This window comes from Pseudomonas sp. NMI760_13 (assembly GCF_021283245.1).
Lineage (GTDB): Bacteria > Pseudomonadota > Gammaproteobacteria > Pseudomonadales > Pseudomonadaceae > Aquipseudomonas > Aquipseudomonas peradeniyensis.
The window spans coordinates 1-13,474 of record NZ_JAJSRC010000025.1 but is presented as its reverse complement, the minus strand read 5'-3'; the positions used below and the strand labels follow the sequence as shown (position 1 = coordinate 13,474).

The window sequence follows — 13,474 nt, the reverse complement described above, 5'->3', positions numbered from 1 at the left end:
GGCTTACTGGACACTGGGGTTGCAGATCGGGGTGACAGGCTGGCCGCTGATGACCTGGCGGGCGAACGGGATCGAGTCCCTGAGCGAGGCGTTGACCGTCTCGCTGTGGCCCAGGCCCTTGTACAGGTGGCCCTGGACCACGGAGCCGGCCTTGCAGGCGTCCTGCATCAGCGCCACCTGGGTGCTGGCGGCGGGGGTCTTGTCCTCGGCGCCGGTGCCGATGAAGATCGGTTGCGCCAGCTTGAGGGTGGGGTACGACACCTGGGCCAGCCAGGCCTTGAGCTGGTCGCCCTGGTAGTCCTTCTTGGCATTGGCCGGGGTCAGCCCGCTGCCGACCACATCGCTGACCAGGGCGGACAGGCAACTGCTGCGCGCCTGCTCGAACAGCGGCAGGGCCTTGTCGGTGTAGAAGTCGCGCGGGTCGATGCTCGGGTCGTACTGCTGCGCCGCCAGCAGGGTGTAGAAACCGTAGGCCAGCGCCGGGTCGACCTTGTTCACATCCTGCTCGCCAACGTTCTTCGCGCCGATGGTGTAGATCACCCCGGTGCCGATGCTGCCCTTCACCCCCAGGTCCGGCGCATAGGTGGCCGCATAGGCACCGGCAGCGAAGGCCCCGGCGCCGCCTTGCGACTGGCCGACGATCAGCACCTTGTTGGCCAGGCCCGGCACGCCGGCGACCACGGCCCTGGCCGCGTCGAGGATGCCGTAGGCGGCCATGCGGTTGTTCAGCAGCGGGTGGCCGCCGGGCACGCCCAGGCCCTGGTAATCGGTGGCGACGATGGCATAACCCTTGTCGAGCCAGCGGTTGAGGTACTGCACATCACGGTACGAACGGCCGGCCCAGGACGGCGCGCAGATATCGGCGACGCCTACGGTGCCATGGCCCCAGCTGGCCACCGGCCAGCCGCCGGCGGGCGCCTTGCCCTTGGGGATGAACAGCGCGCCGGAGACCACGATCGGCGTCTTGCCGTCGATGCCGTCCAGCGAGGTGTAGAGGATGCGTTGCGCGCTGGCGGCGTTGGGCAGGCTCAGGGCGCTGTCCAGCGGCTCGCTGCGCAGCAGCTTGCCGGGGGTGGCCGGGATGGCCTTGCTCCAGGTGTAGAAGGCCGAGACCCGGCCGTCGCCCTGCTGCGGGTCGGGCTTGGGAGCGAAGGTGTCGGCGGCCACGGCGGCGATGGACAAGGCCAGGGCTGACAACCCCAGGGCGAATGTAACGGGCAGTTTCATGGGCGGATCTCTTGATCAGTGTTGGCTGAGCTGGGCGTCGAGGGACGGCCAGTAATGGGTGAGCTGCAGGTCGCTCAGGGCCTGGCGGGTGAAACCGGTGGCCAGGTCCGGGCCGATGTCGTAGGGCGTGCGGATCAGGCGGTTGTCCAGGGCATAGCGGGCCAGCGCCTGGTAGTGGGCCTTGAGCTGGGCATCGCTCTTCGGCGCCCAGCGCGCCTGCCAGGCCACCGGGTCGTCCTGGTCGTCGCGGCGCAGCACGCTCTCGGCCACGCCGGCGCGGGACGACAACTTGTAGTAGGCGTCGCGGTTCTGCTCCTGGGAGATCCACCAGGCGGCCTTGACCCAGGCGGTGGCCACCAGCTGGGTGAGGTCGGCGTGCTGCTCGACGAAGCGGTCGGTGGCCCACAGGTCCGAGACCAGCCGCCAGTCGTCGGCACCTTGCTTGGTCGACCAGAGGATGCGCGCCACGCCCTTGTCTTCCAGGGCATAGGCTTCGTTGAGCAGCACCGCCGCATCCACCTTGCCCGCCGACACCGCCGCCGCGCCAACCTGCGGGTTGAGGTTGGCGATCTTGAAGTCGTTCAGTTGCAGCCCCTGGCTTACGAGGAAGTTGCTGAAGGCGAACTCCCATGGCCGGCCACGGTGCAGGGCCAGGCGCTTGCCCTTGAGGTCCTGGATGCTGCGGGCGCTGGAGTTGGCCGGCACCACCAGGTACACGTTGTTGCCGCTGCCACCGGGCACCACCAGCTTGCCCGGCACGTTGCCGGCGCCGGCGATCACCGACGGCAGGTCGCCGCGCACGGCGAAGTCCAGGCTGTCGTTGCTGAAGCCTTCGTTGATCTGCGGACCGGCGCCGGCGTGGGGCAGGGCGACCCAGTCCAGGCTGATGCCGCGCTGGGCGAGTTGCTGGGCGAGCCAGCCATCCTCGATCACCCGCCCGGGGATGCCGCCGAACACCGGCACGCCTCCCTGGGTGAAGGCAACGATGGCGATACGCACGGATTTGGGCGCCTCGCCGGCCCAGGTGGTGAGGCTCAACAGCAGGCCGAGCAGGGCGAGGCCATGGCGCCAGAGGATTTTCATGATGTTGCGCTCCCGACAGTGTGCGGGCCGCGTGTTTGGGCGGCCCAGGCGTTTGTCAGGCAGGAGCGAAATGCATGCCAGGGCGCTGCGGGCAGGGCTGCAGCCCTTGTGCGACAAGGGCTACGCGCTACAGCGAAGGCATTGGCGCGCGGTCCGGGGTGCTGATCGGCAGGCAGGCCGTTGCTGACCGGTTGCTGCTCCAGCAGCACTGCAACGATTGGTTTTCTATATATTCACTAATCGAATATATAAATATTTATTAATAATTTTTCGGTCTAACTTGTTTCATGCACTATGAGGGCGCGCACACACTGCCAGGAATGCCCCCATGTCGCTGATTACCCATCCCAATGCCCGCGAGCTGACCAAATCCGTGCGCGCCACCGTGCTCGTGTTCAAGGACCCGCGCTCCCAGGAGCTGCTCAGCCGCATCGAGCGCCTGGCCCCCAGCGAAGCCAACACCCTGATCATTGGTGAGACCGGCACCGGCAAGGAGCTGGTGGCCCGCCATATCCACAAGCTCAGTCGCCGTCATGGTGAGCCTTTCGTCGCGGTGAACTGCGGCGCCTTCGCCGAGACCCTGGTGGAGAGCGAGCTGTTCGGCCACGAGAAGGGCGCCTTCACCGGCGCCACCTCGAACAAGGCCGGCTGGTTCGAGGCCGCCAACGGCGGGACGCTGTTTCTCGACGAGATCGGCGACCTGCCGCTGAACATGCAGGTGAAGCTGCTGCGGGTACTGCAGGAGCGTGAAGTGGTGCGCCTCGGCTCGCGCACCCCGGTGCCGATCAACGTGCGCCTGGTGGCGGCGACCAACGTCAACCTGGCCGACGCCGTGGTGGCCGGGCACTTTCGTGAAGACCTGTTCTACCGCCTGCACGTGGCGACCATCCGTCTACCGCCGCTACGCGAACGGCCCGGGGATATCCTGCCGCTGGCCGAGTTCTTCATCGAGGAGCATTGCCGGCGCCTGGGTTACGAGCGCGCCAGCCTGAGCATCGAGGCCGAGCGCAAGCTGCTGGCGCATAGCTGGCCGGGCAACATCCGCGAACTGGAGAACGCCATTCACCATGCGCTGCTGGTGTGCCGCCAGCAGCAGGTGGCGCCGGGGGACCTGCACCTGGTGGACATGCGCCCACAGGCGCTGGGGCAGCCGGAGGTGACCGGGTTGCCAGCGCCGGGCGCGGTGGCGCCGGTGAGCCTGGAAAGCGCCTTGCTTGCATTGTTCGAGCAGAATATTCCGGACCTGTACGAACACATCGAGGAGACCGTGTTCCGCGCGGCGTACCGTTATTGCCATGGCAACCAGTTGCAGACCGGGCGGTTGCTGAACATCAGCCGCAATATCGTGCGGGCACGGTTGGAGAAGATCGGGGAACTCGGAGGGCGCTGAGTGTGGTGGCGAATGACAGCCCATGCGCGTTTCCCTGTAGGAGCGGCCTTGTGCCGCGAAAGGGGCGCGTAGCGGCCCCGGCGATATCAGCTTGAGGCACAAGTTCTGGGGGCGCTTCGCACCCCTTTCGCGGCACAAGGCCGCTCCTACAGGAGTCGTGGATGGCTTGGGATATCGTTACACCTCTGCCGGCCGCTCGACTTCATCCACATAGGATTCGAAGAACCAGTCGGGAATTTCTTCGTTACGGTATTCCAGCTGCACGCCATCGGTGATTTCTGCCAGCCAAACCGCGCTCTGGCCGGAGTTGTCGAACACGTAGGCGCGATGGCTGGCGGCGATGGCCTCGGGCAGCAGGTCGAGGGAACGTTCGTAGCGGCTGCGTACCAGGTCGTCCCTGACCGGATGCCCGCCGGCGCGCACGCGAATGGCGACCCGCTCGATATTGATCCGCGGGTTCTCGGTCGAGACGAAGTAGAGGTAGGTGCGATAGCCCTGGGCCTGGGCCAGGCGCATGAATTCGATCTTGCTCGGGTGCGACATGACGCTTTCGAAGGTGAAGCTCTGCTTTGCCTCCAGCAGGCGCTGGCGAATGAAATCCGCGATCACCGAGGCGAAGTACGAGTCCACCGGCACCGCGCGGTAGTCGATCCGGTTATCGAGCAGTTGCAGCAGCCGCGCCTGCGCAGCCAGCTGCCGGGATGCGATCAGATGATGCTTGAGATGGAAGGCGTGTAATTCGGCCTGGGTGGCCTGAATGCCGAACGGGGCGAGGTCGATGAAGCCGGTGTCTTTCGCTTCGTGCTCGAGTTCGTCGGCATTGACGAAAAGGCGTGTCAGCGCCGCAGGCAGGCTGGCCTTGATGGTGCTCTTGCCCGAGCCGTTGGGCCCCGCGAAAACTCGCAGTCTAGGCACGCCCGCCGGCCGTCTCGTCATCGACCCTGCGCACGCTGATCACCTCGCCGACCCGCACCTTGCGCCGGGGGCTGGCCTTGCCCAGCACGGTTCGGGCGCCATCGGCCTCGACGCGCACCAGTTCGCCCTCATCGACACACAGGACGCCGCGCTGGCTGGCCTGCAGGGCACGCAGGTAGGCCGAATGCGTGGCCTCGCTGGCGTGCAGGGGGATTTGTTGCTCAAGGGCATCGAGGTCTCGTTCGGAGACTTTCTTCGCTTTTGCTGCCATCGCTGGACACCTCCGCGCAACGCGAAACCGCTTGCGCACATGGGAAGCATCATAGCGCCGACACTGTAAAAAGGCATCAAGGAGGGTCATCGGGCTGTCCTGGAGTGGAGTTGCCCTGCAGTCTGGCACAACGCTGCGCTCACGGTTTCCCAGGCTCACGTAGTCCGTTTCCTAAAGCTGAAACGGGGCCGTCGAGCGGCCCCGCAGATCCGGCGTCGCTCCTCAGAAACCGAAGTCGCTCAGCCCAGGATGATCGTCCGGGCGGCGTCCCAGCGGCCAGTGGAACTTGCGCTCGGCCTCGCTGATGGGCTGCTCGTTGATGCTGGCGTGGCGGTTGCGCATCAGGCCGTCCTCGGCGAACTCCCAGTTCTCGTTGCCGTAGGCGCGGTACCACTGGCCGCTGTCGTCGCGGTACTCATAGGCGTAGCGCACGGCGATGCGGTTGTCGGTGAAGGCCCAGAGCTCCTTGATCAGGCGGTACTCCAGTTCGCGGTTCCACTTGCGGGTGAGGAAGGCCTGGGCCTCTTCGCGGCTGCTGCAGAACTCGGCGCGGTTGCGCCAGTGGGTGTCGAGGGTATAGGCCAGGGCCACCTTGGCGGCGTCGCGGCTGTTCCAGCCGTCTTCGGCCAGGCGCACCTTCTCGATGGCGGTTTCACGGGTAAAGGGGGGCAGTGGTGGGCGGGACATCGTGGTCGATCCTTGCGGGAAGTGGGTTTGCAGGACCGAGATTAGACCCGTCGCCGGGCAGGGAGAATCGGTGCGCCGGGCACTTCATAATTGTCCTCGGAGGAACAATCCGCGCGGGAGTGCCAGGCCTGGCTGTCTATAGTTACCGCACAAGTTACCGCCAGCCCCACTGGAGCCCACTCATGAACCTGATCAGCCGCGAACCCTGGTGGCTCGTCCCGCCCAAGCCCGGGCAGACCGAGCAGGACCTGCACTGGGGCTACCTGGAAATCTACGCCGACGGCCGCACCGTGTTCGTCGACCAGCGCCCCAGTGAGCGGGAGCTGGCCGAACGCAAGAGCTGCCGCAATTTCCCCGACGCCGAAAAGCCCTGAATCAACCTTCGAGCTGGGCCAGGCGCGCCTCCAGCGCCGCCACTCGGGCTTCCAGCGCTTCGATGCGCTCGTCCGCCGCGCTGGCGGAGCGGGTGCCGCCGTCTTGCTGGCGGGCGGCGAGAATCGCCTCGATCTCGGCCGGGTCGCCCAGGGCGTGGGTGTAACGGTCTTCGCGCTGGCCGGCCTGGCGTGGCAGGTGCAGGGCCAGACCGCGTGAAATCAGGCGCTCCAGCTGGTGCTGGATCTGTTCGGTGTCATCGAACTCGTGCAGGCGGTTGCTGCGGGTCAGCAGCTCACTGAGGGTCTGCGGGCCGCGCAGGAACATCAGCCCCATCAGCACCAGCTGCGCCGGTACCAGCTCCAGGGCCTTGTCGACCCGCTGCTCCCAGCGGTCGGCGCGGCTGCCCATCTGCAGGCGTGCCATTTCCTGGTTCTCCAGGGCGCGCAGGGCCTGGCCGACCTGGCCGGGGGAGAGGTTCATGACGGGTTCGCGGCTGGTCTTCTGGTTGCAGGCCAGGACCAAGGCATTGAGGGTCAGGGGGTAGGTTTCCGGGCTGGTGGCCTGCTTCTCGATCAGCGAGCCGAGCACGCGGATCTCGATGCTGCTGAAACGGCCTTCGCCGGTGGATTCGTGTTCTGACATGGCCCTGTCTCATTGCGAGGAAAAGGCCACTAGCCTAGGTAAAGCGCCGAGCTTAAGCAATCACCGGGGGCATCGCGGGTCAAGCCCGCTCCCACAGGGCGTGGGAGCGGGCTTGACCCGCGACAGCGGCCTCAGGCGCTGCGCTGCTCCATGGCCTGGCACGCCGCCGCAGTGAACAGCACGTCAGTGGAGGAGTTCAGCGCGGTTTCCGCCGAATCCTGCAGCACGCCGATGATGAAGCCGACCGCCACCACCTGCATGGCAATCTCGCTGGGGATGCCGAACAGGCTGCAGGCCAGCGGGATCAGCAGCAGCGAGCCACCGGCCACGCCCGAGGCGCCACAGGCGCAGACCGCCGCCACCACGCTGAGCAGCACCGCGGTCGGCAGGTCCACCGGGATGCCCAGGGTGTGTACGGCGGCCAGGGTCAGCACGGTGATGGTGATCGCCGCGCCGGCCATGTTGATGGTCGCGCCCAGCGGGATAGACACCGAATAGGTGTCCTCATGCAGGCCGAGCTTTTCCGACAGCGCCAGGTTGACCGGGATGTTGGCCGCCGAGCTGCGGGTGAAGAAGGCAGTAATGCCGCTCTCGCGCAGGCACAGCAGGGTCAGCGGGTAGGGGTTGCGGCGAATCTTCCAGAACACGATCAGCGGGTTCATCACCAGCGCCACGAACAGCATGCAGCCGATCAGCACACCGAGCAGGTGCAGGTAGCCGAGCAGCGCGTCCAGGCCCGATTGCGCCAGGGTGGCGCTGACCAGGCCGAAGATGCCCAGCGGGGCGAAGCGGATCACCACGCGCACGATCAGGGTGACGCCGTTGGACAGGTCCTCGACCACGGTGCGGGTGGTGTCGTTGGCATGACGCAGGGCCACGCCCAGGCCGATGGCCCAGGTCAGCACGCCGATGAAGTTGGCGTTGAGCAGTGCGTTGACCGGGTTGTCCACGGCGCTGAGCAGCAGGTTCTGCAGCACCTCGCCGATCCCGCCGGGGGCGCTCAGCGCGGCATCGCTGGTGGTCAGCGCCAGGTTGGACGGGAACAGCATGCTCGCCGCCACGGCCACCACCGCCGCAGCGAAGGTGCCCAGCAGGTACAGCCAGAGGATCGGGCGGATGTGGGTTTCCTGGCCATGGCGGTGGTTGGCGATCGAGGCCATCACCAGGATGAACACCAGCACCGGCGCCACGGCCTTCAGGGCGCTGACGAAGACCTTGCCGAGGAACGCCAGGTCACGGGCCACGGCGGGGGCGAGCAGGGCGAGGAGAATGCCGGCCACCAGGCCGATGCAGATCTGCGTCACCAGGCCGGTGCGGTTGATGAGGCGGAGGATGGGGGTCATGTGCAGCGCAATCCGATTACGTGAAAGCGCGCGACTTTATCACAGACCTGCGGGGCATAGCGTGGGAGCGGGCTTGCCCCGCGATCACTGGCCGAAGCGGTTTCGCCTGAATCGCGGGTCAAGCCCGCTCCCACGCACCCTGTGTACCCGTCGGGTTACCAGTGGAACAGCTCCCGCCGCGCGCCCTCGGTGATCGCCAGGATCCCTGGGTGCTTGACCTTGCGCTCCACCGAAATGGCGTAGAACGACTCGTTCACCGCCTCGGTCTGGCCGATCAGGCGCACCCCGTACTGGCGGCAGACTTCCTCGGCGATCACGCTGGGGGCGACGAAGATGCCGCTGCCCGACTGGCCGAAGGCCTGCATCAGCGCGCTGTCGTCGAATTCGCCGACGATGCGCGGCTGCACCTGCTGCTCGGCCAACCAGCGCAACAGCCGGCTGCGCACCACGGTCTCCTGGCCGGGGATCAGCAACGGCGCGTCGTCCAGGCAGGCGGGGAAGGGCCGGGCGAGGCGTTCGGCCAGCGCGGGCGTGGCGAAGAAGCTCAGGCCGCACTCGCCGAGCTTTTGGCTGTAGCCCTTGATGTCCAGGTGGCTGGGCATGGGGCTGTCGGAGATCACCAGGTCCAGGCGCTGGATCGCCAGGTCCGCCAATAGCCGTTCGAGCTTGTCCTCGCGACAGCTGATGCGCAGAACCTCGTCCAGCTCCATGGTCGGCGCCAGCAGGCGGTAGACGATGGACTTGGGCACCACGTCGGCCACCCCCACGCGAAACAGGATCTGCTCCTGCGGCCCGGCCCGCAGCATGGCTTCCAGCTCGCCGCCGATCTGGAACATCTGCTCGGCGTAGACCAGCGCCTGGCGCCCGGTCTCGGTCAGCTCCAGCTGGCGGCCGACGCGCTGGAACAGCTCCAGGTTCCAGGTCTGCTCGAACAGGCTGATCTGCCCACTGATGGTCTGCGGGGTGAGGTTCAGCTGCTCGCTGGCGCGGGCGATGCTGCCGGTCTTGGCCACGGCCCAGAAATAATGGAGCTGACGGTAGTTGAGCATGGCCTGTCTCAGTTCGGAAAAACCGAAGTATACACGCCGAAAAAACGAATTTTCCGGATGTTTCAGCCTCTTTAGAATGCCTCCCCATCAGGCGCACGACGCGCCGCCCGGAATTCGACAAGCGAGGACCTCATGCTACAACTCAAATCCATTGGTACACCGTTGGTGCTGGTATTGGCCCTGTTCGCCATGTCCGGCTGCGACCAGGCCGAGAAATCCGCCCAGCAGATGCTCGACCAGGCCGCCGAAACCGCCAAGCAGGCCATCGACAAGACCAACGACGCCGCCCAGCAGGCCCTGAGCGACGCCATCGGCAGCGATGCCGAGAAGGCCAAGGCCGAAGACGACAAGAAAGACACCCAGGACATCTGAGAGCAGGACTGACCAATGGAATATTTGCTGGAACTCGCCGCAAGCCCCACCGCCTGGGTTGCCCTCGCCACCCTGGTGGCCATGGAGGTCGTGCTCGGCATCGACAACCTGATCTTCATCTCGATCCTCACCAACAAGCTGCCTGAGGCCTACCGTTCCAAGGCACGCCGCATTGGTATCAGCATGGCCCTGATCATGCGCCTGGCGCTGCTCAGCACCGTGGCCTGGATCGTCCAGCTGACCGAGCCGGTGATCGAGGTGTTCGGCCACACGTTCTCGTGGAAGGACATGATCCTCATCGCCGGTGGCCTGTTCCTGCTGTGGAAGGCGACCAAGGAGATCCACGAAAGCGTCGACCCCCATGGCGCCAAGGAAGAGTCCAAGGCCGGCAACGCCGTGACCATCGGCTTCACCGCGGCGATCTTCCAGATCCTGCTGCTGGACATCGTCTTCTCGATCGACAGCATCATCACCGCCGTGGGCATGACCGAGCACCTGCCGATCATGATCATCGCCGTGATCAGCGCCGTGATCGTGATGCTGGTGGCCGCCGACCCGCTGGCCAAGTTCATCAACGACAACCCGACCGTGGTGATGCTGGCCCTGGGCTTCCTGATCATGATCGGCATGACCCTGATCGCCGAAGGCTTTGGCGCCCATGTACCGAAAGGGTATGTGTATGCGGCCATGGCGTTCTCGACGGCGATCGAGATCCTCAACATCCTGGCGCGTCGGGCACGTTTGAAGCGTGAGGCGGCCGAGGGCTGATCTCGACTGAGGCCATCGCGGGGCAAGCCCGCTCCCACGCTTTGCACCATTCCACGCCAGGAATCATTCTTGGTGGGGAATGGTGCAGGGCGTGGGAGCGGGCTTGCCCCGCGATGCTTTTCAGGAAGGTTTCAGGTCAATGCGCCCCGGCATGGCGTCGTGCGCGACGCACGGGCTGTTTGGCCACGGCTTGTGGTGGCAAGTGATGAGGATGGGAATGTCGGCGCACGATGCGCAACACCCCCCAGAGCATGGCCGCCGCGACGCTGAGCCACATGCCGACCAACACGAGAATTGCCATTGTCAGGCTCATGTGTGCCTCCTTCTCTCTGGCGAGCCGTGCTCGCCATCCAGACACAGCTTCAGTCTAGCCTGTCGGCTGTGACGTTCCATTGACCGAAGGTCTAGTCCTTGGGCCGTTTCGTTCCAAGACCGCGCCGGGCTATACCCGCGGACGCCGGCATCCTATGATCGGGGTTCTTGGTCGGGCGCCGCCTGCCTGGCCGCGGAACAAGCGAGTGTCCACGTTGCAAAAGCTCTCCAAGTTTCGGGCCCTGGGCCCACGTCGCCTGCTGGTCGCCTGCCTGGTGGCGGCGACCCTGTCTGGCTGCGCCGGCACGCCGCCGGCTGCGCTCAAGGGCCTGCCACAGCGGGTCGAGATCAGCAGCGTGCCGTTCTATCGCGGCAACGCCAACCACAGCGGCTCGATGGCCCTGGCTGCGGTGCTGTCGCAACAGGGCGCGCCGATCACCCCGGGCCTGCTCGACAAGGCGCTGGGCCTGCCCAAGGCCGCCGAATCGCTGGACACCGGCATTCCCCGGGTAGCCCGCGAGTACGGTCGGGTGGTCTACCCGCTGGACAAGCACCTGGACGCGCTGCTTGCGCAAGTGGCCGCCGGCTATCCGGTGCTGCTGCGTTATCAGGAAGGTTCGGCCTGGTGGAGCGAGCCGCGCTATGCGGTGCTGATCGGCTACGACCGCTACAAGCAGCGGGTGCTGCTGCGCTCAGGGATGCATCGGCGCCAGTTGATGGCCTTCGATGATTTCGAGTCGGCGTGGGCCAAGGAGGGCAATTGGGCGGTGCTGCTGCAGTCGCCACGGCAACTGCCGGCCCAGGTGGATCGCCAGCGTTGGTTGCAGGCGGCGGACGAGCTGGCCCGTGCCGGGCAGGAGATCGCGGCGAAGCAGGCGGTCACCAGTCTCGGGAATTGAGACCCAGCCCTTTCAATATGTTGATAATTGGCGTCCGACTTGGACTTGCCGGGGCTGCTTTGCAGCCCTTTCGCGGCACAAGGCCGCTCCTACAGAAGAATGCGATCCCCTGTAGGAGCGGCCTTGTGCCGCGAAAGGGCCGCAAAGCGGCCCCGAACTGTCTTAGAAGCCCAGACGATCGCGCAGGCTGTAGTACCAGGCACCAATGGCGCTGAACGGCACACGCAGCATCTGGCCACCCGGGAACGGGTAGTGCGGCAGGCCGGCGAACGCGTCGAAGCGCTCGGCCTGGCCGCGCAGGGCCTCGGCCAGCACCTTGCCCGCCAGGTGGGTGTAGGTCACGCCGTGACCCGAGCAACCCTGGGAGTAATAGATGTTGTCGCCGATACGACCGACCTGCGGCAGACGCGACAGGGTCAGCAGGAAGTTGCCGGTCCAGGCGTAGTCGATCTTGACGTTCTTCAGCTGTGGGAAGGCCTTGAGCATCTTCGGACGGATGATCGCCTCGATGTTCGCCGGGTCGCGCGCGCCGTACACCACGCCACCGCCGAAGATCAGGCGCTTGTCGCTGGTCAAGCGGTAGTAGTCGAGCAGGTAGTTGCAATCCTCGACACAGTAGTCCTGCGGCAGCAGGGTGCGCGCCAGCTCGTCGCCCAGCGGCTCGGTGGTGATCACCTGGGTGCCGCACGGCATCGACTTGGCCGCCAGTTCCGGTACCAGGTTGCCCAGGTAGGCGTTGCCGGCGACGATGATGAACTTGGCGCGGACCTTGCCCTGCGGGGTATGCACGACAGGGTTGGCGCCACGCTCGATGCGCACGGCGGGGGTTTGCTCATAAATGATGCCGCCCAGCGACTCGACCGCGGCGGCTTCGCCCAGGGCCAGGTTCAGCGGGTGGATGTGGCCGCCGCTCATGTCGAGCATGCCGCCGATATAGCTGTCGCAAGCCACCACTTCACGGATGCGCTTCTGGTCCATCAGTTCCAGCTGGTTGTGGCCGAAGCGCTCCCACAGGCGTTTTTGCGATTCCAGGTGGCCCATCTGCTTGCTGGTCAGCGCGGCGAACACGCCGCCGTCCTTCAGGTCGCACTGGATGTCGTACTTGGCCACGCGCTCACGGATGATACGCCCGCCTTCGAAGGCCATCTGGCCCAGCAGTTGCGCCTGCTTGGGGCCGACGGTGCGTTCGATGACGTCGATGTCGCGGCTGTAGCTGTTGACGATCTGGCCGCCGTTGCGGCCCGAAGCGCCGAAACCGACCTTGGCGGCCTCGACGATGCTCACCTTGAAGCCGTTCTCCAGCAGGAACAGGGCGCTGGACAGGCCGGTGTAGCCGGCGCCGATGATGCACACATCGGTTTCCACCTCACCCTGCAGCGCCGGACGTGGCGGCACCGGGTTGGCCGAGGCGGCGTAGTAGGACTGGGGGTAGGGGGTGTTAGCCATGCTCGAGGAACCTCGTGTTTTATATTTTTAACGAATGTACCGATGCTATCAATAATAATAAACACCCGCTAGTCGTCCGGTGAAAATCCTTTACGCCCCCCTGAAACCTGGCCTTCCTATAAATAGTTTAAGATTCAGTAGCTTAGCGTGAAAAAAAGTGTTGACAGGGTATCTGGATCGGGTAGAATGCGCCCCACACGACAGGCACATAGCTCAGTTGGTTAGAGCACCACCTTGACATGGTGGGGGTCGTTGGTTCGAGTCCAATTGTGCCTACCAAATCAGAAGAGGGCGATCCGCAAGGATCGCCCTTTTTGCATTCTGGTGCTCTACGGCCATGCACGGCCCCTGTAGGAGCGGCCTTGTGCCGCGAAAGGGCTGCGTAGCAGCCCCGGCAATTTCTGCTTTAACGCAAAAATACTGGGGCCGCTACGCAGCCCTTTCGCGGCACAAGGCCGCTCCTACAGGGATTGCGTCGCCTGGCAGGGCTGGCATTAAGCAGTTTCGCAAAGTTTTTGATTTTTTTGAAAAAAACGCTTTACAGGTACGCATTCGATCACTAATATGCGCACCACACGACAGGCACATAGCTCAGTTGGTTAGAGCACCACCTTGACATGGTGGGGGTCGTTGGTTCGAGTCCAATTGTGCCTACCAAATCAGAAGAGGGCGATCCGCAAGGATCGCCCTTTTTG

Annotated in this window: 15 protein-coding genes and 2 tRNA genes; 7 read left to right on the top strand and 10 right to left on the bottom strand. The window is 65.2% G+C overall.

The window, feature by feature from the left end; genetic code table 11:
* Positions 1-3: 3 nt before the first annotated feature.
* Positions 4-1,227 carry a lipase family protein gene (locus tag LU671_RS21780; protein WP_232856862.1) on the bottom strand — a complete coding sequence of 408 codons (1,224 nt, stop codon included), beginning with the start codon at positions 1,225-1,227 and terminating at the stop codon, positions 4-6.
* Between the two features lie 15 nt (positions 1,228-1,242).
* A complete protein-coding gene (locus LU671_RS21775) occupies positions 1,243-2,310 on the bottom strand; it encodes an ABC transporter substrate-binding protein (protein WP_203647268.1) in 1,068 nt (355 codons plus the stop codon).
* 328 nt (positions 2,311-2,638) lie between these two features.
* Here LU671_RS21775 and LU671_RS21770 point away from each other — a divergent pair, with 328 nt between their 5' ends.
* Entirely contained in the window at positions 2,639-3,700 is a 1,062-nt protein-coding gene (locus LU671_RS21770; protein ID WP_198745274.1) for a sigma-54 interaction domain-containing protein, read from the top strand.
* A 177-nt stretch (positions 3,701-3,877) separates the two neighbouring features.
* On the opposite strand, the gene LU671_RS21765 is transcribed toward LU671_RS21770, so the two are convergent.
* From LU671_RS21765 to LU671_RS21755, 3 genes are all read right to left on the bottom strand, one after another.
* On the bottom strand, positions 3,878-4,636 hold the full coding sequence (locus tag LU671_RS21765; RefSeq protein ID WP_232856861.1) for a zeta toxin family protein: 759 nt from the start codon (positions 4,634-4,636) through the stop codon (positions 3,878-3,880).
* Positions 4,608-4,886 carry a hypothetical protein gene (locus tag LU671_RS21760; protein ID WP_198745276.1) on the bottom strand — a complete coding sequence of 93 codons (279 nt, stop codon included), beginning with the start codon at positions 4,884-4,886 and terminating at the stop codon, positions 4,608-4,610. The genes LU671_RS21765 and LU671_RS21760 overlap by 29 nt, the downstream gene beginning before the upstream one ends.
* Before the next feature lie 222 nt (positions 4,887-5,108).
* Positions 5,109-5,573 (bottom strand): nuclear transport factor 2 family protein, encoded by a 465-nt coding sequence (locus tag LU671_RS21755; protein WP_203647265.1) that lies wholly within the window; start codon positions 5,571-5,573, stop codon positions 5,109-5,111.
* Between the two features lie 182 nt (positions 5,574-5,755).
* On the opposite strand from LU671_RS21755, the gene LU671_RS21750 reads away from it, so the two are divergent.
* Positions 5,756-5,947: a hypothetical protein gene (locus LU671_RS21750; RefSeq protein WP_110738951.1), complete on the top strand. Its 192-nt coding sequence runs from the start codon at positions 5,756-5,758 to the stop codon at positions 5,945-5,947.
* 1 nt (position 5,948) lies between these two features.
* Here the strand turns inward: LU671_RS21750 and LU671_RS21745 are convergent, their stop codons facing one another.
* From LU671_RS21745 to nhaR, 3 genes are all read right to left on the bottom strand, one after another.
* The gene (locus tag LU671_RS21745; RefSeq protein ID WP_232856860.1) at positions 5,949-6,590 is read right to left on the bottom strand and encodes a YceH family protein; all 642 of its coding nucleotides are present in this window, start codon (positions 6,588-6,590) and stop codon (positions 5,949-5,951) included.
* A 131-nt stretch (positions 6,591-6,721) separates the two neighbouring features.
* On the bottom strand, positions 6,722-7,933 hold the full coding sequence (gene sstT / locus LU671_RS21740; RefSeq protein ID WP_232856859.1) for a serine/threonine transporter SstT: 1,212 nt from the start codon (positions 7,931-7,933) through the stop codon (positions 6,722-6,724).
* Between the two features lie 155 nt (positions 7,934-8,088).
* Positions 8,089-8,982 carry a transcriptional activator NhaR gene (nhaR, locus tag LU671_RS21735; protein WP_203647262.1) on the bottom strand — a complete coding sequence of 298 codons (894 nt, stop codon included), beginning with the start codon at positions 8,980-8,982 and terminating at the stop codon, positions 8,089-8,091.
* 132 nt (positions 8,983-9,114) lie between these two features.
* Between nhaR and LU671_RS21730 the strand changes: the two genes are divergently transcribed.
* Both LU671_RS21730 and LU671_RS21725 read left to right on the top strand, forming a co-directional pair.
* Positions 9,115-9,354, top strand: coding sequence for a hypothetical protein (locus tag LU671_RS21730; protein WP_198745280.1), 240 nt, complete (start codon positions 9,115-9,117; stop codon positions 9,352-9,354).
* A gap of 15 nt (positions 9,355-9,369) precedes the next feature.
* On the top strand, positions 9,370-10,122 hold the full coding sequence (locus tag LU671_RS21725; protein ID WP_232856858.1) for a TerC family protein: 753 nt from the start codon (positions 9,370-9,372) through the stop codon (positions 10,120-10,122).
* Positions 10,123-10,258: 136 nt separating this feature from the next.
* On the opposite strand, the gene LU671_RS21720 is transcribed toward LU671_RS21725, so the two are convergent.
* A complete protein-coding gene (locus tag LU671_RS21720; protein ID WP_232856857.1) occupies positions 10,259-10,435 on the bottom strand; it encodes a hypothetical protein in 177 nt (58 codons plus the stop codon).
* Between the two features lie 154 nt (positions 10,436-10,589).
* On the opposite strand from LU671_RS21720, the gene LU671_RS21715 reads away from it, so the two are divergent.
* On the top strand, positions 10,590-11,333 hold the full coding sequence (locus tag LU671_RS21715; RefSeq protein WP_203647258.1) for a peptidase C39 family protein: 744 nt from the start codon (positions 10,590-10,592) through the stop codon (positions 11,331-11,333).
* A gap of 162 nt (positions 11,334-11,495) precedes the next feature.
* Here the strand turns inward: LU671_RS21715 and LU671_RS21710 are convergent, their stop codons facing one another.
* Positions 11,496-12,779, bottom strand: coding sequence for an NAD(P)/FAD-dependent oxidoreductase (locus LU671_RS21710; protein WP_203647257.1), 1,284 nt, complete (start codon positions 12,777-12,779; stop codon positions 11,496-11,498).
* A gap of 202 nt (positions 12,780-12,981) precedes the next feature.
* Between LU671_RS21710 and LU671_RS21705 the strand changes: the two genes are divergently transcribed.
* Together LU671_RS21705 and LU671_RS21700 are read left to right on the top strand one after the other, a co-directional pair.
* Positions 12,982-13,058: transfer RNA gene (locus tag LU671_RS21705), tRNA-Val, on the top strand.
* A 301-nt stretch (positions 13,059-13,359) separates the two neighbouring features.
* Positions 13,360-13,436: transfer RNA gene (locus LU671_RS21700), tRNA-Val, on the top strand.
* Positions 13,437-13,474 lie beyond the last annotated feature (38 nt).